Genomic DNA, 19,938 nt, shown 5'->3' with positions numbered 1-19,938 from the left:
TTCACGTCCTTCGCTGAGGGAGGAGTGGCGGCGCTGTTGGGGATCAGAGGCCGGGGATCAGCCGTAGCGGCCGGTGATGTAGCCCTGGGTGCGCTCGTCCCGCGGGTTGGTGAAGATTTCCTCGGTGTCGTCGCACTCCACCATGTCGCCCAGATGGAAGAAGGCGGTCTTCTGGGAGACGCGGGCCGCCTGCTGCATGTTGTGGGTGACGATGACGATCGTATAGTTCTCGCGCAGTTCGTCGATCAGCTCCTCGATGTGGGCGGTCGCGATGGGGTCGAGCGCCGAGCAGGGCTCGTCCATCAGGATCACCTCGGGGCTGACGGCGATGGCGCGGGCGATGCACAGGCGCTGCTGCTGGCCGCCGGACAGGCCGGTGCCCGGCTCGCGCAGGCGGTCCTTCACCTCGTTCCACAGGCCGGCGCGCTTCAGTGATGTCTGGACGATCTCGTCCATCTCGTCGCGGTGGCTGGCGATGCCGTGGATGCGCGGGCCGTAGGCGATGTTGTCGTAGATCGACTTCGGGAACGGGTTCGGCTTCTGGAAGAGCATGCCAACGCGGGCGCGGAGCTGCACGGCGTCGATCGACTTGCCGTAGACATCCTCGCCGTCGAGCGCGATCAGCCCCTCGACGCGGCAGTTCTCGATGGTGTCGTTCATGCGGTTCAGGCAGCGCAGGAACGTCGACTTGCCGCAGCCGGACGGGCCGATCAGCGCCATCACGCGGTTTTCCTGGATCTCCAGGTTGATGCCCTTGAGCGCCTGTTTGGCCCCGTAGAACACCTTGACGTCGCGGGCGACCATCTTGGTGCCGTGAATGCCGGCGGCGGGACGCGAAGCCATGGCCGTGGCCGGGATGTGGGTCTGGACGCTCATGGGGTTACCAACGCCTCTCGAATTTCTTGCGCAGGAAGACGGCCAGGCCGTTCATCAGGATGAGGAAGGCGAGCAGGATCAGGATCGCCGCGGAGGTGCGCTCCGTGAAGGCCCGCTCGGGGCTGTCCGCCCACATGTAGATCTGCACCGGGATCGCCGTCGCGCTGTCGGTCAAGCCGCCCGGGATGTCCACGATGAAGGCCACCATGCCGATCATCAGCAGCGGCGCCGTCTCGCCCAACGCGCGGGCCATGCCGATGATGGTGCCGGTCAGGATGCCCGGCAGGGCCAGGGGCAGGACATGGTGCGTCACCGTCTGCAGCGGCGAGGCGCCGACGCCCAGCGCGGCCTCGCGGATCGACGGCGGCACCGCCTTCAGCGCGACACGCGAGGCGATGATGATGACCGGCAAGGTCATCAGCGCCATCACCAGACCGCCGACCAGCGGGGCGGAGCGGGGCAGCCCGAAGAAGCCGAGGAACACCGCCAGGCCCAGCAGGCCGAAGATGATCGACGGCACCGCGGCGAGGTTGTTGATGTTCACCTCGATCAGGTCGGTCCAGCGGTTCTTCGGCGCGAACTCCTCCAGATAGACTGCGGCAGCGATGCCGATGGGCACCGACAGCAGCATGGTCACCACCAGCGTCAGGGCGGAGCCGACGACGGCTCCCAGGATGCCCGCCTGTTCCGGCTCGCGGCTGTCGCCGGCGGTGAACAGAGTGGTGTTGAAGGTGCTGCGGATGGAGCCGTTGGCGACCAGCGCGTCGATGGCGGCGATCTTGACGTCGTTCAGCCGGCGCTCGCTCTCCGGCACGTCGCGCCGGATGAAGCCCTTCATGAACTGGTCGATCTCGTCATCGGCGCGGACCCAGACGGTCTGCGTGGTGCCGACGAGGGAGGGGTTGGCGTTGACCATCGCCTCCAGCTCGTACGGCGCGCCGGAGGACAGCAGGTCGTTCAGCGAGCGGCGGGTGGCGCGGTCGGTGGCTGCGGGGACCTGGGCGTAGAGCGCCTGCCGGACGAGGGCGGTGTAGTTTCGCTCCTCGACCTGCTGCTTGTCCAGGGTCACCTCAAGCCGGATCTGCGCCTGCCAGAAGGCGGTGTAGCCCTTACTGACGATGGAGCCGAGCAGAACCACCAGCATCAGAGACGCGATCCCGACGGCGAGCATCCCGGCGATCCGGAACCGGCGCTCCGCGGCGTAGCGGCGGCGCAGGCGGGCGGAGAACTCCTCGCTCTGGTAGCGCGACTTGGTGACGGCGACCGACATGGCCCGCGTATCCTGTTCCACGAGGTCAGTCATATTTCTCTCGATACTTCTGGACCACCCGGAGGGCGACCATGTTGAGGGTGAGGGTCACGACGAACAGGACAAGGCCCAGCCCGAAGGCCGACAGCGTCTTGGGGCTGTCGAACTCCTGGTCGCCGACCAGCAGCGTGGCGATCTGCGTCGTCACCGTGGTCACGGCGTCCAGCGGGTTGGCGGTCAGGTTGGCGGTGAGGCCAGCGGCCATGGTGACGATCATCGTCTCGCCGATGGCGCGGCTGACCGCCAGCATGACGGCGGCGACGATGCCCGGCAGGGCGGCGGGCAGCACGACCAGCCGGATCGTCTCCGACTTGGTGGCGCCCAGCCCGTAGGAGCCGTCGCGCAAGCTCTGCGGCACCGCGTTGATGACGTCGTCCGACAGCGAGCTGACGAAGGGGATGATCATCACGCCCATCACGAAGCCGGCGGCCAGCGCCGATTCGGAGCTGACGCTCAGCCCCAGGCTGTTGCCCACGTCGCGGACGAAGGGCGCCATGGTCAGGGCGGCGAAGAAGCCGTAGACCACGGTCGGGATGCCGGCCAACACCTCCAGGATCGGCTTCAGCCAAGTGCGCAGACCCGGGCTGGCGTATTCCGACATGAAGATGGCCGCCATCAGCCCGACCGGAACCGCCACCGCCATGGCGATGCCGGTGATCAGCAGCGTGCCGGCGAACAGCGGGATCGCGCCGAAGGAGCCGCTGGAGCCCACCTGGTCGGCGCGCATGGCCATCTGCGGGCTCCAGTGCGTGCCGAACAGGAACTCCAGAGGATTGACCACCGCGAAGAAGCGGATCGCCTCGAACAGAAGCGACAGCACGATGCCGATGGTGGTCAGGATGGCGACCAGCGAGCAGATGACCAGCGCGATGTTGACCGTGCGCTCCACCCGGTTGCGGGCGCGCAGGTCGGGGTCGATCCGGCCGCGGGCGTAGAGCAGGCCGCCGATGGCGACGCAGCAGCCGATGACCAGCAGGCTCCAGTCGCCGAGCGCGTGCAGCCGCAGATAGCGCTCCGCCGCGGCGACGACCTCCGGATCGGGCTCGCGGCCGGTGGCGACGCCGTGGGCGAGGTTCAGGATGTCGGCGCGCAGCAGGCCGAGCGATTGGGCGTCGCCGTTGACCAGCCGGTCCGGCAGGCCGGACAGGACCATCTGCATGACCAGCCAGCCTTCGGACGCCCCCCAGAAGGCGAAGAGCAGCAGGGCTGGAAGCCCCGCCCAGAGGGCGACGTAGAAGCCGTGGTAGGACGGCACCGAATGAAGCTCGACGATGCGGCCGCCGACGGAGGCGACGGCACGCGACCGGCCCATCTGGTAACCGATCACTGTGAGCAGGGCCAGAATGATGAGCAGTACCGTGAGCTGCATGCGAAACCGCCGGAAATGGGCTGAAAACGGGCTCCTGGCACAAACGGGAAACCGGCGGCCCTCCGAGGAGAGCCGCCGGTTCCGTCAGCCGGTCAGAGCTGGAGCGGGGTCAGGTTGGTCGCCGAGGTGCGGGCGGCGTCGCGCTCCGCCTTCGGCAGGGAGATCAGACCCTTGTCGGACAGGTAGCCGTCCTCGCCCATTGCGCGCTCCGAGGTGAACTCGGCGACCAGTTCGCGGATGCCGGGGATGACGCCGGCGTGGGCGTTCTTGATGTAGATGAACAGCGGGCGCGACAGCTCGTACTTGCCGGCCTGGACCGCTTCCGGCGACAGATCGACGCCGTCCATCTTGGCAGTCTGCAGCTTGTCGCGGTTCTGGTCGTAGAAGCTGTAGCCGAACACGCCGAAGGCGTCGGGGTTGGCGGTCAGCTTCTGGACGATCAGGTTGTCGTTCTCGCCGGCCTCGACGTAGCCGCCGTCCTCGCGGATGGTCATGCAGGCCTTTTCACGGGCCTTCTCGTCGGCGACGATGGTCTTGACCTCGGCGACCTTCTTGCAGCCTTCGAGCATCACCAGCTCGTTGAAGCTGTCGCGGGTGCCGGACGTCGGGGGCGGGCCGAGGACCTCGATCTCCTTGTTCGGGAGCTTCGGGTCGATGTCCGACCACTTCTTGTAGGGGTTGGCGACCATCTTGCCGTCGACCGGCACGTCCTTGGCCAGGGCCTTCCACAGGATCTGGGTGGTCAGGTCGGTGTGCGGGGCCTGCTTGGAGTAGGCGAGCGCGATGCCGTCGTAGCCGATCTTCAGCTCGGTGATCTGGGCGACGCCGTTGGCGGCGCACTGCTCGACCTCGGACTTCTTGATGCGGCGCGAGGCGTTCGCCACGTCCGGGTGCTGCGGGCCGACGCCCGCGCAGAACAGCTTCAGGCCGCCGCCGGTGCCGGTCGACTCGACGACCGGGGTTTTGAACTTGCCGCCCTTGCCGAAAGCCTCGGCAACCGCCGTGGTGAACGGGAACACGGTCGAGGAGCCGACGGCGCGGATCTGGTCGCGCGACTGGGCGTTCGCAGCACCCGCGAAGGCAGCGGTCATGGCGACGACCGCGGCGGCGGTGACGGCGAGCTTCTTGGAATTCACGGTATCCCTCCGATGGTCCGGTTGCCCCTTTGCCGGGGAACGCGATGGTCCAACCCCGTGCCGCTTCCCCCAGGGGCGGGCGGCTTGCGGGGCGGACACTAGTCGGGGTCCGCGACGCGCTGATTACGGTTTTATGACAGTTTCATGACGACGCCCACTTTCGGTCACGCCGGACGGGGTGGACGCAACCTCCAGTGCCCCGCGCCGCACGGGCCATTACGTTCTACAAAGGATACTGGTAGGCGGCGGAGCATGGATGTCTCGCCCGTGGGCCATCGACCTGAAGCTGGCTCCTGCCGACCGGGATCGGTTGGAGGGCTCCATCCATAGCGGCAACACGCCGCAGAAGCTGGTGCCGCGATTACACCCGCCACGGAACAACCACCCTGTTCGCCGCGCTGAACGTGCTGGACGGCACCGTGATGGGGCAGTGCGCGGCCCGCCACCGGCATCAGGAATTCATCCGTTTCCTCAACACCGTCGAGGCGGCGGTGCCGGTCGGCAAGGCGGTCCATGTGATCCTGGACAACTACGCTACCCACACGCACCCGAAGGTCCGCGCCTGGCTGGAGAAGCATCCGCGCTGGGTTTTCCACTTTACCCCGACCTCGGCGTCGTGGCTGAACGCGGTGGAGGGCTTCTTCGCCAAGTTGACCCGCAAGCGCCTGCGCCGGGGGCAGCTTCCGCGGCGGCGTCGATCTCCAGGCCGCCATTCACCGCTTCATCACGGAGCATAACAGGACGGCCAAGCGTTTCGTCTGGACCGCCGATCCTGACCGCATCATCGCCAGTGTTAATAAAGCGAAGAAAATTTCGGAACGCAGAAATAACATCATTCTGTTCTCATGTTTGCCGTCAAGGGATTTGGCCACGCGTGCCCGTCCTGGCTACGCCCAGGCGCTGAAGCTCAGTGGATGCCCACGGCAGGAGGCAGGGCCGAAGACGACGGTTGAGCAAGCTCTCATGCGCGGGTTGGCTACCGCATGACCGTGGTTTCGTCCTGGGGCTGCCTCGGTCTAGGAGCGAGCGTCGGTCAGGCCGGCTCATAACAGAACACGAGGGTTCCCCTACCGCGCCCCGCCTCCAGCCGTGGGCACCGGCTGCGACGTCCGATGCCGTCAGGAAGCCGGACGCGGCTGGACCTCACGGGCGATCGCCCACAGGAAGCCGACCATCTCGCGCGCAATGGCCGTGGTGACCACCACCTTGGCCTTTCCCGCGGCCGTCAGGCGGCGATAACGCGCACACAGCCGGGCCTGCGCCTTCCAGGCGATGTCGCGGACAGACTGCGGCAGGGCTTCGATGCGATCGTACAGCTTGCGGCTGACGCGGGCCGGCATCCGGTAGCTCCAAGCTCCTTCGATCAGGATCCGCCGTGCCAAACCGCTGCCGGCCTTGGTGATGCCACCACGGCGCACGCTGGCGCCACTGGAATGCTCCGAGGGCACCAGGCCGAGATAGGCCATCAACTGGCGGGGGTTGGCAAAGCGCGAGAAGTCGCCCACCTCGGCGACCACGGTGACCGCCACGAGGAAAGCAACGCCGCGCATGGCCTGCAGGGCCGCCACGACCGGTGCCATCGACCACTCCGCGACCAGCCCCTCGATTTGCCTGGTCAGACGTGCCACGCGGGCCTCAGCGTCCGTTACGGCGTGGATGTAGTCCTGCAGCACCGCCTGCTGAGCCGGGTGCTCGAAGCGCACCGTCGTCAGCCAGCGTCGGTAGGCCTGAGTCCAGCCCCGCTTGCCAGGATAGACGCGGCCGTGCCGCAGGAGAAAGCCTTGCAGGTGCTGGCGGGCCTTGCCCAGCACCTGCACCGCTGTCGCCCGAGCCCGGATCAAGTCGCGCATCGCCTCGTGGGCTCCGTCGGGCACCCACACGGCCGTCAGCTCGCCGGCCCGGTGCAGCTTGGCGAGCATGACAGCATCGCGCCGATCCGTCTTCACCCGGTCGCCCGCCCGGACCGGGATCAGCGACGGAGCCACGACCACGCACTCATGCCCAAGCGCGGTAAGCTGACGATACAGGCCGTACCCGCACGGGCCCGCCTCATAGCAGAAGCTCAGGCGATACCCGTCCCGGGCGAGCCGCCCGACCAGCTTTTCGATCACCTCGGCCCGGTTCGCCACCGTGCCGAACAAGCGGACCTCGCCGCCGCGTGTTCCTTCGGCCACGGCCACGGACACCGTCGCCTTATGCACATCCAGACCCACGAAAATGGTAGAGTTCATCGGCCCGTCCCCCATGTCTGAGGCTCGGCGCCGGACCGCCCGGCGCAATCCTCGATGGGGACATGCCGTGGGACGGGCCGCTACTCGCCTTTCGGCCGGCAAACATATGGTCTAGTATTCGATCATGTCGTCATTTCCCAAAGGCTTTCCGCTAAGCGATTTTCGAACCAAAATTGTGGTTCATAGAAAGATATATCGCGCCTCTATTTGAGCGACCCTGAAGGTAATGCTGGCATATAGCCTTGTGGAAGCTTGAGAGAGCGGCTCAGATAAGCATCACTGTTCAGTGCTTGGCACATCAATAATGGGCCTCCTCACCCGATATCTATGGCGTCGAGATGCAGCGAGGCCGGGAGGTGGCAATGAAGGCATCTACGTTTGCGCTCGTACTGCTGGTTTTCACCGCCGAGTTCACGGCTTTGCCGCATCCGCGAGCGCTCGCCGGACCCGCGGAGGATGTCCGCTCATCAATGCAACTCCTCAAATCCAAGGCCGCGGCATTGGGCGCCCCGAACATCAAAGGAGAAGATACGATTGCCGGAAAGACCGTACCGGCTTTGTACTTTGGCGACACTAAGATGAACAACAACTTCTCACTCGTCGACGAGGTACAAAAAGGAGAAAGGAGGAACGTCTACCATTTTTGTCAAGAATGGCGATGAGTTTGTCCGGGTGGCAACGAATGTAAAGAAGGATGACGGATCTCGTGCGATCGGAACCGTACTCGACCCCAAGGGTAAGGCGATTGCAGCGATTGCTAAAGGAGAGAGCTTCTATGGAGACGTTGACATACTGGGCAAGCCATACACCACTGGCTATGAGCCCATACGCGACGCGCGCAACAATATAATCGGCGTCTATTATGTTGGATACCTGAAGGACTGACGACAGCAACCAGACGAATGACCGAGCCTGCTGTTGCTTGTGCCGTTACCTTCGTCGCCGGGAACGGCCTGGAATGGCCGTTCCACGTCAAGGCACGGAGGCCGCCCACAGCCGCTTACTTAACGATCCGTTTGGCGCGCTCCACTAAAGCGGATTGCAATCCGCTTTGGACCGCGACGGCGGTCCCGGTCGCACATGCGACCGGAGCCTGCCGGCGAACGAGGCAATATAAGCCTAAAGCGAACGAAAGTTCGCTTTAGGCTTGGCGCCGCGCGGGGCTCCGCGGCGCGGCCCTCTCCCGACTCCTCAGACGCCGCCGGCAGGTAGACCGTGAAGGTGCTGCCTACCCCGACGGCGCTTTCGATGGTCAGGCGGCCGCGGTGGCGGTTCACGATGTGCTTGACGATGGCCAGCCCCAGCCCGGTGCCGCCCATGGCCCGCGACCGCGCGGCGTCGACGCGGTAGAAGCGTTCGGTCAGGCGCGGCAGGTGGGTGCGGGCGATGCCCTCCCCCTGGTCGCGCACGGCGACGGCGACCATTTGCATCCCCCGCCCGCCGCGGCCCGCCGGGCCGGACACCCCGACCGCCACGCCGTCGGCGAGCGACACGGCGACCGTCACATCGGTGTTCTCGCGCGTGTATTTGATCGCGTTGCTGACGAGGTTCTGGAAGACCTGGGTGAGCTGGTCCTCGTCGCCGACCACCGCGGGCAGGCCGTCCGGCGCCTCCAGCGTCAGGCGGATGCGGCGGCTGGCCGCCTTCAGCTCCAGCGCCGCCATCACCCCGTCCAGCCGGTCCAGCACATCGACTTTGCCGGCGGGCGGCATGTGCTCGTCAAGCTCGATCCGCGACAGCGACAGCAGGTCGTTGACGAGGCGGGCCATGCGGCTGGCCTGGTCCTGCATGATCGACAGGAAGCGCTCGTGCGCCTCCAGATCCTCGCGGGCGGGGCCGCGCAGCGTCTCGATGAAGCCGAGCAGTGAAGACAGCGGCGTGCGCAACTCGTGGCTGGCGTTGGCGATGAAGTCGGCGCGCATCTGCTCCGACCGGCGCAGCGCGGTGATGTCATGCAGCGTCAGGATGACCATCCGCCCCGGCACGGTTCCGACGGCGGACGGCACCCCGTCCTCGCCGGGCACCGGTCGGGGAACCCGCCGCTGGAAGGGCTTCACCCGCACCTCGAACATGCGCTCCACCGGCACCGGCAGGCTGAACTCCAGAATGCGCGAGGCGCCGCCCTTCAGCACGGCGTCCACCGCCTCCAGTACCGCCGGGTTGCGCAGCGAGGCGGCGAGGTCGCGGTCGAGGATGCGGTCGCCGAACAGGGCGCGCGCCGCCTGGTTGGCCCGCGCCACCTGCCGTTCCGCCCCCACCAGGACCAGCGGGTCGTGCAGCGCCTCGATGATGGATTCGTTGGCTTCGAGTTGGGCCAGCGCCAGTTCGGTGCGGGCGTTCATGACCCGGTGCAGCCGCACCGCCGCCGCCGCCGCCGCCCGCACCGGGCGGGAGGCGGTAACGGGCAGGGAGGGCACCGCCTCCGTCGGGCCGGCGGCGAGCTGCGCGGCGTGGGTGGCCACCATCCGCAGGTCGCGGAAATACAGCTGGAGCATCAGAGCCACCCCGCCGACCCCGGCCAGCCCACCCAGAATCGCAACCAGCGGCCCGATCGTCCCTTGCCGCCACAGCCCCCACAGGGCCGGCAGCAGCGGCGCCAGCACCAACGCGGCGGCGAGGATCAACCGGAGGGGCGGCATCGGCTTGGAAGTCATGGACGGCGCTTCTCGTGCGTCATGCGGACGGTTTTGGAGACGGAACTCCGCTTTTACACCATCCCGCAAGCCGGTGAGCGGGCGTCACAAAAGATTAACGCGCGGGCCGGGGTCATCGCCCGGCCTGCGCGTCGTCCAAAAAACGCCCTCCCGCTTACCAGGGCAGCGAGTCGTGGGCCGCCAGCGCCGCCGCGGTGACCAGATCGTTGACCGAGGCGCCCATGGTGACGATCTGCGCCGGCTTGTCCAAGCCGATCAGCAGCGGGCCGATCATCTGGCCGCCGGCCATCTTGTTGAGCAGCTTCGCCGTGATGTTGGCCGAATGCAGGCCGGGCATGATCAGCACGTTGGCCGGGCCGGACAGCCGGCAGAAGGGGTAGACCCGCTTCATCAGCTGGTAGTCCAGCGCCACGTCCGCCGACATCTCCCCGTCATACTCGAAATCGACGCGGCGGCTGTCGAGGATGGCGATGGCCTCGCGCAGCGGGTCGGTGTGGGGGTGCGGGTGCTGGCCGAAGTTGGAGAAGGACAGCAGCGCCACCCGCGGCTCGTGCCCCATCTGGCGCGCCTTGGCCGCGGCGCCGATGGCGATGTCGGCCAGCGTCTGGCCGTTGGGGCGGACATGCACCGTGGTGTCGGCGATCAGCACCGTGCGGTTGCGCGTCAGGAAGACGTGCAGGCCGAAGACCGGCTCGTTCGCCTTGGCGTCGATGACCCGGCGGATCTCCTCGAAGGCCACGCCGAAGGTGCGGGTCAGGCCGGTGACCATGGCGTGGGCGTCGCCCTGCGCCACCATTAGCGCGGCGAAGACGTTGCGGTCCTGGTTCACCATGCGCTGGCAGTCGCGCAGCAGGGCGCCCTTGCGCTGCATCCGGCGGTACAGATAGTCGCTGTAGCGGCGGTTGGCGTCGGAGACGCGGGCGTTGTGGATCTCCAGCGAGACGGCGGACTGCCCCATCGCCGCCAGCTGCTCCTTGATGACCGCCTCGCGCCCGATCAGCACCGGCGTGCCGAAGCCGGCGGCGCGGAAGGCGAGCGCGGCGCGGATCGTCCGCTCCTCCTCGCCCTCGGCGAAGACGACGCGGCGCGGGTTGGCCTTCACCTTCTCCAGGATGAGCTGGAGACTGTCCGCCGTCGGGTCGAGACGGGTGCGCAACGAATTCCGGTAGCCCGCCAGGTCGACGATGGGCTTGCGCGCCACACCGGTTTCCATGGCGGCCTGGGCCACCGCGGCGGGGACCGTCACGATCAGCCGCGGGTCGAAGGGCACCGGGATGATGTATTCCGGCCCATAGCGCAGGCGGCGGCCCGAGTAGGCGGCGTCCACCTCGTCCGGCACGTCCTCGCGCGCCAGGGCGGCCAGAGCCTTGGCGGCGGCGACCTTCATCGCCTCGTTGATGGTGGTCGCCCGCACGTCGAGCGCGCCGCGGAACAGGTAGGGGAAGCCCAGGACGTTGTTGACCTGGTTCGGGTAGTCGGAGCGGCCCGTCGCCACGATGGCGTCGGAGCGGACGGCCTTCACCTCCTCTGGGGTGATTTCCGGATCGGGGTTGGCCAGCGCGAAGATGATCGGCTTCGCCGCCATCGACCTGACCATCTCCGGCGTCATCGCGCCCTTGGCCGACAGACCGACGAAGACGTCGGAGCCGGCGACCGCCTCCTGGAGCGTGCGCTTGTCCGTCTCCACCGCGAAGGACGACTTCCACTGGTTCATGCCGTCGGTGCGGCCCCGGTAGACGACGCCCTTGGTGTCGCACAGGATGATGTTCTCGCGCGGCACGCCCATGGTGGTGAACAGCTCGGCGCAGGCGATGCCCGCAGCACCGGCGCCGTTGACCACCATCGTCACGTCCTTGAGGTTCCGCCCGGTGATGTCGCAGGCGTTGATCAGGCCGGCGGCGGCGATGATGGCGGTGCCGTGCTGGTCGTCGTGGAAGACGGGGATGTCCAGCAGCTCGCGCAGGCGCTCCTCGATGATGAAGCAGTCCGGCGCCTTGATGTCCTCCAGGTTGATGCCGCCGAAGCTCGGCCCGAGGAAGCGGACGCAGTTGACGAACTCGTCGACGTTCTTCGTATCGACCTCCAGGTCGATGCCGTCCACGTCGGCGAAGCGCTTGAAGAGGACCGCCTTGCCTTCCATCACCGGCTTGGAGGCGAGCGCGCCGAGGTCGCCCAGGCCCAGCACCGCCGTGCCGTTGGAAATGACGGCGACGATGTTGCCCTTGGCCGTGTAGTCGTAGGCCGTGCTGGGGTCCTCGGCGATGCGCAGGCAGGGAACGGCCACGCCCGGCGAATAGGCCAGCGACAGGTCGCGCTGGGTCGTCAGCGGCTTGGTGGGCGCGATCTCCAGCTTGCCCGGACGCCCGGAGGAGTGCAGCAGAAGGGCTTCTTCGTCGGTGACGCGCTTTGTATCGGGTTCGGTCATCGGGGTTCGGTTCCTGAGCGTAGGCTGTTGCAGCCGTTCTTCTTTGGGCCGGCCGTCGTTGTTGTTTTCGGTTCCGGCCGGTCGGGCGGCGGATGTTAGCCCGCGCGGGCGCGTCCCGCCAGAGCGGGATCGCACGAAAGATGCGAATTTTTCCTGGAATACGACATATCAGATCACGAACGACGGCCGAAGCAATCGTTTCGTACCCGGAAAGAGACTCAGCAGCCCTCGGCCATGTCGTAGATGGCGTCCATGTCGCTGATCAGAACCTTGTTGCCTTCCTGCAGCGAGATGGCCCCGGCGGTCTTCAGCTGGGTGAAGGTGCGGCTGACCGTCTCGGTGGTCAGGCCCAGGTAATCGGCGATGTCGGCCCGGCTCATCGGCACGTAGACGGGGTTTTCCTTGTGCCCGCGCCGGGCGGCGCGCTGGGACAGCATCAGCAGGAAGGAGCAGATCTTCTCCTTCGCCGTCTTGCGGCCGAGCAGCAGCATCTGGTCTTGCGCCGCCGCCAACTCGTTCGAGGCCATGGAGAAGAGACGGCGCTGCATCTTCGGGAACTCGTCCATCAGCGCGTCGATCTTCTTGCGCGGAAAGCGGCAGAGCGTCGCCGCCGTGACCGTCTCCGCGGTGTAGGCGTAGCTCTCGTTGACGGCCAGACCCAGGAAGTCGCCGGTGACGAGGAAGCCGGTGATCTGGCGGCGCCCGTCCGGCAGCAGCTTGTACAATTTCACGGTGCCGGCGGTGACGTTGTAGAGCGCGTCCGCCGCGTCGCCCTCGCTGAACAGGGTCTGTCCGGCTTCGACGCGGGACGTCTGGAGGATGTCGGCGAGACGGCGCAGTTCCTCGGGGTCCAGGGCGGCGCAGACGGTCAGACTGCGCACGGGACAGGCCCCACAGGGATTCATCTCACTCGCCGCGCCCTTTTCGCGGGCGCGCCCCATGTCAAAGGGTGGCATGGCATGACCCAACCCTTAGCCGTACAACGCGCCCATAATCGTCATATTCGGTCTGTTTCGCAACGGTGCTCGCAGGGGCCGTCGCCGAATTGCCATACAAACGCCTTATGAGCGTCCCTTCGGCGGGCTGGACGGCTCGGCGTTGGGGCGCGGCGGCTCGTCGTCGAACAGGATGCGGTGGGCCGCCCCGTCGAGATCGTCAAACTGCCCGGACTTGAGAGCCCACAGGAACGCCCCCAGGCCCATCAGCCCCAGGCTCAGCGCGATCGCGATCAGATAGAGAAGCTCGGTCATCGGTCAGGTCCTTGGTCACCGCGCCGCGGCTGAGCCGCAGGGCGTTGGCGATAACGATCAGGGAGGAGGAGGACATGGCCAGCGCCGCCAGCAGCGGCGTCAGCATGCCCGCCATGGCGATGGGCACCGCGAACAGGTTGTAGACCAGCGCGATGCCGAAATTCTGGCGCACCAGCCGCCCGGAGCGGCGGGACACCTCGAACGCCTCCAGGATGGGGCGCAGGCGGCGGCCCTGGAACACCACGTCGGCGGCGGTCTGGCTGACGTCCACCGCGGTGGACGGCGACATCGACACGCTGGCCGCGGCCAGCGCCGGGGCGTCGTTCAGCCCGTCGCCGACCATCAGCACCTTGCGGCCCTCGGCGGCGAGCGCGTCCAGAACGGCGGTCTTGTCGGCGGGCGTCTGGCCGGCCCGCCAGTCCTCGATTCCCAGCTGCGCGGCCACCGCGGCCACGGCACCGCGGCGGTCGCCGGACAGCAGCCGGACGTCCAGGCCCCGCGCCTTCAGCCCGCGCACCACCGCCGCGGCGTCGGCGCGCGGCGCGTCGAGGAAGGTGATGCGGACCGGCGCGGCGCCGGGGCGGGCCAGCCACAGCTCCGGCCCAGCGGCGTCCTCCGCCGCGTCCGGCGCGCCGGTGAAGGCACGGCTGCCCAGCCGGACCTCCCCATCAGCGCCATCCAGGGCGAGGCCGGCGCCAGGGACCTCCCGCACGCCGACGGCGACGGGAACGTTGGGCAGCGCGCGGGTCAGGGCGCGGGCCAGCGGATGGCGGCTGGCCCCGGCGAGCGCGGCTGCGAGGCGCAGGTCGTCCTCGGCCACGCCGTCGAGCTGCGGGACGGGGCGCCCCTCGGTCAGCGTGCCGGTCTTGTCGAAGACCACCGTGTCGATGACGGCCAGCCGCTCCAGCGCCGTGGCGGTCTTCAACAGGATGCCCTGCCGCATCAGCCGCCCGCTGGCGATCACCTGCACCACCGGCACGGCCAGCGCCAGCGCGCAGGGGCAGGTGATGATCAGCACGGCGACCGCGTTCATCAGCGAATCCTGCCAGGGCAACCCGCCGAGCAGCAGCCAGCCCAGGAAGGTGCCCAGCGCCGCCACATGGACGACCGGAGCGTAATGGCGCGACACGCGGTCGGCGATGGCGACGTATTTGGCGCGGCCCTGCTCCGCCACCTCCATCAGCCGGACGATCTCGGCCAGCAGCGTGCCCTCCCCCACCGCCGTGACGGTCACACGCAGCGGAGCGGTGAGGTTGAGCATGCCGGCGAACACGCGGTCGCCGGGGCGCACGCTGCCCGGCACCGTCTCGCCGGTGATCAGGGCGGTGTCGAGGTCGGATACGCCGTCGGCCACCGTGCCGTCGACCGCGACCCGCTCGCCCACCGCCACCAGGATGGTGGAGCCGGGGCTGACCTGATCCGGCGGGACGATGGCGCTGCGCCCATCCTCGTTCAGCACGGTCACCGAGGTGGCGTGCAGGCCGAGAAGCTGCTCCGCCGCCGAGCGCGCCCGGCCCCGCGCCCGCTGGTCGAGATAGCGCCCGATCAGCAGGAAGAACAGCAGCATCATCGCGCCGTCGAAATAGGCGTGCTGGCCGCTGTTGATCGTCTCGAACAGGCTCATGCTGGTGGCGAGCAGGACACCGATGGTGATCGGCACGTCCATGTTCGTCCGCCCGCGCCGCAGCGCCTGGAAGGCCGAGCGCGCGAAGGGCCGCAGGGCGTAGGCGATGGCCGGCATGCAGACCAGCGCCGACAGCCAGTGCATCAGGTCGCGGGTGGCGGAGCCCATGCCCGTCGCGTGGCCAGCCCAGACCGACACCGACAGCAGCATGACGTTGCTGGCGCCGAAGCCGGCGACGGCCAGCGAGCGCAGAAGCTCCTTCTCCGTCTTCGCTTGAGCGTCGCCCAGCCGTTCCGGATCGAAGGGCACGGCGCGGTAGCCGATGCGGGCGACAGTATCGACCACCGTGTTGGCGTCGGTCTCGGCCTCGCGCCACGTCACCGACAGGCGGCGCGTGGTCATGTTCAGCCGCGCGTGGGTCACCCCCGGCTGGCGGGCCAGCGCCGTCTCGATCAGCCAGACGCAGGCCGCGCATTGCAGCCCGTCCACCATCAGGTGCAGCGAAGCGGTGCCGTCCTCGGCGTGCTTGGCGTGGGGGGCATAGTCGAGCGGCGGTGCCTCCCCGTCCGGGCGCAGCGGCCGGGCGGCGGGATCGACGCAGCGCCGCTCGTAATAGCGTTCCAGCCCGAGCCCGCGGACGAGGTCGTAGGCCGCCGCGCAGCCTGTGCAGCAAAAGGGGCCGGCGCCATCGGAGGCGGTGGTGCCGGTGCCCTCGGGATGCTCCTGCCCGCAGTGGAGGCAGACGGTCATGTCACGAAACCCGTGTGCTGGTGTGCCATAGCGTTGGGAATGGGGCGTTGGAGACGCGGCGCTTACTTGACGAAAAGGCGCTGCTCGTCCTGGTAGTCGCCCGTGGCGTGGTGGATTTCCACGCGCAGGTCCCACTGGCCGGGCAACGGCAGCGCCACCGGGGCGGCGAAGCGGCCCTCGCCCAGATAGGGCAGGTCGAGGCGCACGTCGTGGCCCTCGCTGGTCGGGCGGATGAAGGCGACCTTCACCTCGGCGTCCTTCAGCAGATTGCCGTGCTTGTCGTGCAGCGTCAGCGCCAGGATGCCCTTCTGCGCCTCGGTGCTGGTGAAGTCGGTGGCGACCTTCCAGCCGCGCTCGGCCTGGGCGCGGGCACCGGCCAGATCCTCGTTGTACTTCAGGCCCTTCATGAAATGCTGCTCGGTCTGGACGCCGGTCCAGCTCGACAGGGCGAAATGCAGCATCACGCCGTTGACCGCGATCACGACGGCGAAACCGGCCACGAAGATCCAGGGGATGTACCAGCCGGGCTGGCGGCCGGTCCGGCGGGGCGGAGTGCGGCGGGTTCCGGCGTCGGTGGACAGCGTCATCGTCGTCTTGACCTTTGGTGAATGCAGCGCGAAGAGCCGGTCGGGATCAGTTGGCCGGCCCCATGAAGACGGAGTCATAGGTCGCCACCTCACCATCGGCCGAGGTAAGCCTGAAGGTAAGGGGCTGGGAGGCGCCTTGCAAACCGGTGCGCGGCGCGGTCACGAAAATTCTGTAGGTTGCCACCATGTCCGGATCGGCGGTCAGGCGCTGGGTGCCGGCCTGCTCGTCCTGGCCGTCGCCGGCCACCGACAGGCTGGCCTCCGCCACGCCGGAGACCGCCAGCGTGTAGGAGCGCGGGTCGCGGGTCATGTTGGAGATCTTGAAGGTGTAGGCGTTGCGCACCGAACCGTCGGACAGGCTCACGAACAGCGGGGCGCGGTCGCGCAGGACGCTGATGTCCAGGCCCGGCTTCAGCAGCAGCCCGACGCCGATGCCGCCGGCGATGACCAGCATCATCAGCGTGTAGAGGATCGTGCGCGGGCGCAGCAGGCGGAAGGGCACCGGTTGGCCGCCGGTGGCGATGGCCACTTGGCTGGTCTGGGTGTCGAACGTGATGAGGCCGGTCGGCCGCCCGACCTTGGTCATGATCTCGTCGCAGGCGTCGATGCACAGGCCGCAGCCGATGCACTGCATCTGCAGCCCGTCGCGGATGTCGATGCCGGCGGGGCAGACCTGGACGCAGTTGAAGCAATCGATGCAATCGCCCAGCCCCTCGGCCCTGCGCTCCTCCCAGCTCTGCGACTTGCGCAGCAGGCTGCGGCCTTCGCCGCGCCAGTCCTGGTAGGTGACGATCAGGCTGTCCTCGTCGATCATCGCCGACTGGAAGCGCGGCCACGGGCACATGTAGGTGCAGACCTGCTCCCGGGCGAAACCGGCCAGCAGATAGGTGGTCGCGGTGAACAGGCCGATGAAGCCGAGGGCGGTGGAGGACACCTCGAACCGCAGCATCTCGCTCAGCAGAGTCGGTGCGTCGGTGAAATAGAAGATCCAGGCGCCGCCCGTCGCCAGCGCGATCAGCAGCCAGATCAGGTTCTTCAAAACCTTGCGCCCGGCCTTCCGGGCGGTCCAGGCGCCCTGGTCGAGGCGGATGCGCTCGCCGCGGTCGCCTTCGACCAGCCGCTCGACCCAGACATAAAGGTCGGTCCACACCGTCTGCGGGCAGGCGTAGCCGCACCAGACGCGGCCGGCCAGCGAGGTCGCCAGGAAGAGGCCCAGCGCCGCCAGGATCAGCGCACCGGTCAGGTAATAGATCTGCTGCGGCCACAGCTCCACGAAGAACAGGTAGAAGCGGCGGTTGGCGAGGTCGAGCAGCACCGCCTGGTCGGGGGCGTTCGGCCCACGGTCCCAGCGGACCCAGGGCAGCACGTAGTAGATCGCCAGGAGAACCGCCAGCGCCGCCCATTTGATGCGGCGGAAGGTCCCATGAACCGCCTTGGGATAGACCTTGGCGTGCTTCTGGTACATGGAGCGCGACGCGCGACGCTGCGCCTTCGGCGGGGCGGCGGCGGGCGCATCCCCGACGGCCGGGCGTTCCAACCGGTCCCTGTCCAATCGGTCGCTTCCCAATTGATCGCTTTGGGGCGGCGGCTGTTCGGTGGTCGTGCTCATGACCTCGCCCTCTTCGTCTGGACCCTCTTCTTCTGGCGACCGCCGCGCGGGCGGCTTGGCCATGCCGACATGGTTCGGCCGTGGCGAGGGGACTATGGCGGCAGAACGTCACAGGGGCATTGCGCTGGATCAAAGGATTCGGGAGCGGATCGGAGGGCTTCCGCCCTCTCCGCAGACCACGAAAAGGGCAGCCTAGGAAGGAGAAGGTCCAAAAAGAAAATGCCGGGGAGTCGCCTCCCCGGCACCGAAGTCCGGCGGACCCGCCAGGGAGAGCGTCCCCCTCCCCGGCCGGTCCTTCCTGTCTGGACGGCTTACTTGCCGCCGCCCAGGTTGTGGACGTAGACGGCCAGCGACTTGACCGTCGCGTCGTCCAGACGCTTCGACCAGGCGGGCATCACGCCGGCGCGGCCGTTCGTGATGGTCTCCACCAGCGTGGCCTTGTCGCCGCCATACAGCCAGTTGGCCGTGACGAGCGGCGGAGCGCCGACGTCCATGCCGACCGCGACCGAGCCCTGCGCGCTGTCGCCGTGGCAGGCGGCGCAGTTCTCGTCATAGACGGTCTTGCCCTTTTCCGCGGCGGCGGCGTCAGTCGACCGCTTGTTCAGCGACAGGACGTACTCGGCGACCTGACCGATCTGCTCGCGATTCAGGATGCCGTCCCGGCCGAAGGCGGTCATGCCGATGCCGACCGTCCCGCGGGTGTCGCCGTCATCCGCACGGATGCCGTGCTGGATGGTCTTGTAGATGTCGGCGGTGGTGCCGCCCCACAGCCACACGTCGTCGGCGAGCGTCGGGAAGCCCTTGGCGCCCTGACCGCCGGCGCCGTGGCAGGCCGCGCAGTTCTCGTTGAAGTAGGAGCGGCCGCCGGCCATCGCGAAGGCAAGGAGGTCCTTGTTCTTCTGGATGTCCTCGACCGAGGTCGCCGCGATGGCCGTCAGGTACTTTTCCTGAGCCTTCTTGCCGTCGGCGACCTTCTGCACCAGCTCCTCGCGCTGCGAGTAGCCGAGCAGGCCCTTCGTGTAGCTCTTGCCCAGCGGCCAAGCCGGGTAGAGCACGTAGTAGACGAGGGACCACGCGATGCAGACGTAGAAGATGTACAGCCACCACTTGGGCAGGGGGTTGTTCAGCTCCCGCAGGCCGTCCCACTCGTGGCCGGTGGTCTCGACGCCGGAAAGGGCGTCCTTTTCTTTCTGTGCCATGGCCTAAAACTCCTGACCATCTTCCTTGAGCGGGATCCGGGAGGCGTCTTCGAACTTGCCCCGGTTGCCTGGCCACATGGCGTAGACCACGATGCCGGTGAAGAGCAGAGCCAGCCAGACGGTCCAGAAGGACCGCAGGGCGACAGTGATCGAATCCAAGTCCATGGATCCCTCCCGGTTACTGCTGGAGCTGCTTGGGCGACTGGTACTTGGTGAAGTCCACCATGGTGCCCAGGACCTGCAGGTAGGCCACCAGCGCGTCCATTTCGGTGACGCCCTTGTTGCCCGTGAAGTTCGCCACGACGGCCTTCGGGTAGCGCTTCATCAGACCGGCCGTGTCGGCGTCCGGGTTCTTCTGCGCTTCGAGGTCGGCCTTGGCGCTGGCGATCTGCTCGTCCGAGTAGGGGACGCCGACGATGCGCAGGGTCTTCATGTGATCCTGGATGTCGGTGTACTTCAGCGGACGGTCCTTCATCCAGGCGTAGCCCGGCATGATCGATTCCGGCACCACGGCGCGCGGATCGACCAGATGGGCCACCTGCCAGTCGTTGGAGTACTTGCCACCCACGCGGGCCAGATCCGGACCGGTGCGCTTGGAGCCCCACTGGAAGGGATGGTCGTACATGCTTTCCGCGGCCAGCGAGTAGTGACCGTAGCGCTCCACCTCGTCGCGGAACGGACGGATCTGCTGGCTGTGGCAGTTGTAGCAGCCTTCGCGGTAGTAGATGTTCTGGCCAGCCAGTTCGAGCGGCGAATAGGGACGAACCCCGTCCACCTTCTCGATCGTCGACTCGATCGTGAACAGCGGGACGATCTGGACGAGGCCGCCGATCGACACGGTGATCAGGATCAGGACGATGAGCAGAAGCGTGTTCCGCTCGATCGTGTCGTGACTAAAGCCCTTTTTTTGCTCAGCCAT

17 protein-coding genes and 1 pseudogene are annotated in these 19,938 nt (G+C 67.6%); 3 read left to right on the top strand and 15 right to left on the bottom strand.

Going from position 1 to position 19,938, the window contains the following annotated elements; translation table 11 throughout:
* Nucleotides 1-57: 57 nt before the first annotated feature.
* The 4 genes from pstB to H1Q64_RS05240 form a co-directional block, all read right to left on the bottom strand.
* The gene (gene pstB / locus H1Q64_RS05255) at nt 58-843 is read right to left on the bottom strand and encodes a phosphate ABC transporter ATP-binding protein PstB (RefSeq protein WP_237904915.1); all 786 of its coding nucleotides are present in this window, start codon (nt 841-843) and stop codon (nt 58-60) included.
* Between the two features lie 37 nt (nt 844-880).
* Complete coding sequence (pstA, locus tag H1Q64_RS05250; protein WP_376998223.1) at nt 881-2,179, bottom strand: phosphate ABC transporter permease PstA; 1,299 nt, start codon at nt 2,177-2,179, stop codon at nt 881-883.
* A complete protein-coding gene (pstC, locus tag H1Q64_RS05245; protein ID WP_237904665.1) occupies nt 2,172-3,554 on the bottom strand; it encodes a phosphate ABC transporter permease subunit PstC in 1,383 nt (460 codons plus the stop codon). The genes pstA and pstC overlap by 8 nt, the downstream gene beginning before the upstream one ends.
* A 92-nt stretch (nt 3,555-3,646) precedes the next feature.
* Entirely contained in the window at nt 3,647-4,690 is a 1,044-nt protein-coding gene (locus H1Q64_RS05240) for a PstS family phosphate ABC transporter substrate-binding protein (RefSeq protein WP_237904664.1), read from the bottom strand.
* 359 nt (nt 4,691-5,049) lie between these two features.
* On the opposite strand from H1Q64_RS05240, the pseudogene H1Q64_RS05235 reads away from it, so the two are divergent.
* Nucleotides 5,050-5,509: pseudogene (locus tag H1Q64_RS05235) on the top strand (IS630 family transposase); the annotation flags it as partial.
* 299 nt (nt 5,510-5,808) lie between these two features.
* On the opposite strand, the gene H1Q64_RS05230 reads toward H1Q64_RS05235, so the two are convergent.
* Nucleotides 5,809-6,921 (bottom strand): IS110 family transposase, encoded by a 1,113-nt coding sequence (locus H1Q64_RS05230; protein WP_237904663.1) that lies wholly within the window; start codon nt 6,919-6,921, stop codon nt 5,809-5,811.
* Between the two features lie 362 nt (nt 6,922-7,283).
* Between H1Q64_RS05230 and H1Q64_RS05225 the strand changes: the two genes are divergently transcribed.
* Together H1Q64_RS05225 and H1Q64_RS34080 are read left to right on the top strand one after the other, a co-directional pair.
* Complete coding sequence (locus H1Q64_RS05225; protein ID WP_237904662.1) at nt 7,284-7,583, top strand: hypothetical protein; 300 nt, start codon at nt 7,284-7,286, stop codon at nt 7,581-7,583.
* The gene (locus H1Q64_RS34080) at nt 7,561-7,806 is read left to right on the top strand and encodes a Cache 3/Cache 2 fusion domain-containing protein (protein WP_419468830.1); all 246 of its coding nucleotides are present in this window, start codon (nt 7,561-7,563) and stop codon (nt 7,804-7,806) included. Before H1Q64_RS05225 ends, H1Q64_RS34080 begins: the two co-directional genes overlap by 23 nt.
* Nucleotides 7,807-7,925: 119 nt before the next feature.
* Here H1Q64_RS34080 and H1Q64_RS05220 read toward each other — a convergent pair whose 3' ends face one another.
* From H1Q64_RS05220 to ccoO, 10 genes are all read right to left on the bottom strand, one after another.
* Nucleotides 7,926-9,575: an ATP-binding protein gene (locus tag H1Q64_RS05220; RefSeq protein WP_237904661.1), complete on the bottom strand. Its 1,650-nt coding sequence runs from the start codon at nt 9,573-9,575 to the stop codon at nt 7,926-7,928.
* Between the two features lie 154 nt (nt 9,576-9,729).
* Nucleotides 9,730-12,000 carry an NADP-dependent malic enzyme gene (locus H1Q64_RS05215; protein WP_237904660.1) on the bottom strand — a complete coding sequence of 757 codons (2,271 nt, stop codon included), beginning with the start codon at nt 11,998-12,000 and terminating at the stop codon, nt 9,730-9,732.
* A gap of 218 nt (nt 12,001-12,218) precedes the next feature.
* A complete protein-coding gene (locus H1Q64_RS05210) occupies nt 12,219-12,881 on the bottom strand; it encodes a Crp/Fnr family transcriptional regulator (protein WP_237904659.1) in 663 nt (220 codons plus the stop codon).
* A gap of 180 nt (nt 12,882-13,061) precedes the next feature.
* On the bottom strand, nt 13,062-13,202 hold the full coding sequence (ccoS, locus tag H1Q64_RS05205) for a cbb3-type cytochrome oxidase assembly protein CcoS (RefSeq protein WP_237904913.1): 141 nt from the start codon (nt 13,200-13,202) through the stop codon (nt 13,062-13,064).
* On the bottom strand, nt 13,156-15,624 hold the full coding sequence (locus H1Q64_RS05200; RefSeq protein ID WP_237904658.1) for a heavy metal translocating P-type ATPase: 2,469 nt from the start codon (nt 15,622-15,624) through the stop codon (nt 13,156-13,158). The genes ccoS and H1Q64_RS05200 overlap by 47 nt, the downstream gene beginning before the upstream one ends.
* Before the next feature lie 62 nt (nt 15,625-15,686).
* On the bottom strand, nt 15,687-16,211 hold the full coding sequence (locus H1Q64_RS05195; RefSeq protein WP_237904657.1) for a FixH family protein: 525 nt from the start codon (nt 16,209-16,211) through the stop codon (nt 15,687-15,689).
* 46 nt (nt 16,212-16,257) lie between these two features.
* Entirely contained in the window at nt 16,258-17,820 is a 1,563-nt protein-coding gene (gene ccoG / locus H1Q64_RS05190; RefSeq protein ID WP_237904656.1) for a cytochrome c oxidase accessory protein CcoG, read from the bottom strand.
* 311 nt (nt 17,821-18,131) lie between these two features.
* Complete coding sequence (gene ccoP, locus H1Q64_RS05185; protein ID WP_183177485.1) at nt 18,132-19,019, bottom strand: cytochrome-c oxidase, cbb3-type subunit III; 888 nt, start codon at nt 19,017-19,019, stop codon at nt 18,132-18,134.
* 3 nt (nt 19,020-19,022) lie between these two features.
* Nucleotides 19,023-19,184, bottom strand: a complete 162-nt coding sequence (locus H1Q64_RS05180) for a cbb3-type cytochrome c oxidase subunit 3 (protein WP_014238792.1) — start codon at nt 19,182-19,184, stop codon at nt 19,023-19,025.
* 13 nt (nt 19,185-19,197) lie between these two features.
* Nucleotides 19,198-19,938, bottom strand: a complete 741-nt coding sequence (gene ccoO, locus H1Q64_RS05175; protein WP_237904655.1) for a cytochrome-c oxidase, cbb3-type subunit II — start codon at nt 19,936-19,938, stop codon at nt 19,198-19,200.

Source organism: Azospirillum brasilense (assembly GCF_022023855.1).
GTDB classification, from domain to species: domain Bacteria; phylum Pseudomonadota; class Alphaproteobacteria; order Azospirillales; family Azospirillaceae; genus Azospirillum; species Azospirillum brasilense_F.
This window is presented reverse-complemented; position numbering and strand designations above follow the sequence as displayed.

Coding starts and splice junctions, on each gene's coding strand:
- H1Q64_RS05225 (WP_237904662.1), top strand. CDS start 7,284: ATGAAGGCATCTACGTTTGCGCTCGTACTGCTGGTTTTCACCGCCGAG.
- H1Q64_RS05200 (WP_237904658.1), bottom strand. CDS start 15,624: ATGACCGTCTGCCTCCACTGCGGGCAGGAGCATCCCGAGGGCACCGGC.
- H1Q64_RS05195 (WP_237904657.1), bottom strand. CDS start 16,211: ATGACGCTGTCCACCGACGCCGGAACCCGCCGCACTCCGCCCCGCCGG.
- ccoO (WP_237904655.1), bottom strand. CDS start 19,938: ATGGCTGAGCAAAAAAAGGGCTTTAGTCACGACACGATCGAGCGGAAC.
- ccoG (WP_237904656.1), bottom strand. CDS start 17,820: ATGAGCACGACCACCGAACAGCCGCCGCCCCAAAGCGATCAATTGGGA.
- H1Q64_RS05230 (WP_237904663.1), bottom strand. CDS start 6,921: ATGAACTCTACCATTTTCGTGGGTCTGGATGTGCATAAGGCGACGGTG.
- pstA (WP_376998223.1), bottom strand. CDS start 2,179: ATGACTGACCTCGTGGAACAGGATACGCGGGCCATGTCGGTCGCCGTC.
- H1Q64_RS05220 (WP_237904661.1), bottom strand. CDS start 9,575: ATGACTTCCAAGCCGATGCCGCCCCTCCGGTTGATCCTCGCCGCCGCG.
- ccoS (WP_237904913.1), bottom strand. CDS start 13,202: ATGGGCCTGGGGGCGTTCCTGTGGGCTCTCAAGTCCGGGCAGTTTGAC.
- pstB (WP_237904915.1), bottom strand. CDS start 843: ATGGCTTCGCGTCCCGCCGCCGGCATTCACGGCACCAAGATGGTCGCC.
- H1Q64_RS05215 (WP_237904660.1), bottom strand. CDS start 12,000: ATGACCGAACCCGATACAAAGCGCGTCACCGACGAAGAAGCCCTTCTG.
- ccoP (WP_183177485.1), bottom strand. CDS start 19,019: ATGGCACAGAAAGAAAAGGACGCCCTTTCCGGCGTCGAGACCACCGGC.
- pstC (WP_237904665.1), bottom strand. CDS start 3,554: ATGCAGCTCACGGTACTGCTCATCATTCTGGCCCTGCTCACAGTGATC.
- H1Q64_RS05180 (WP_014238792.1), bottom strand. CDS start 19,184: ATGGACTTGGATTCGATCACTGTCGCCCTGCGGTCCTTCTGGACCGTC.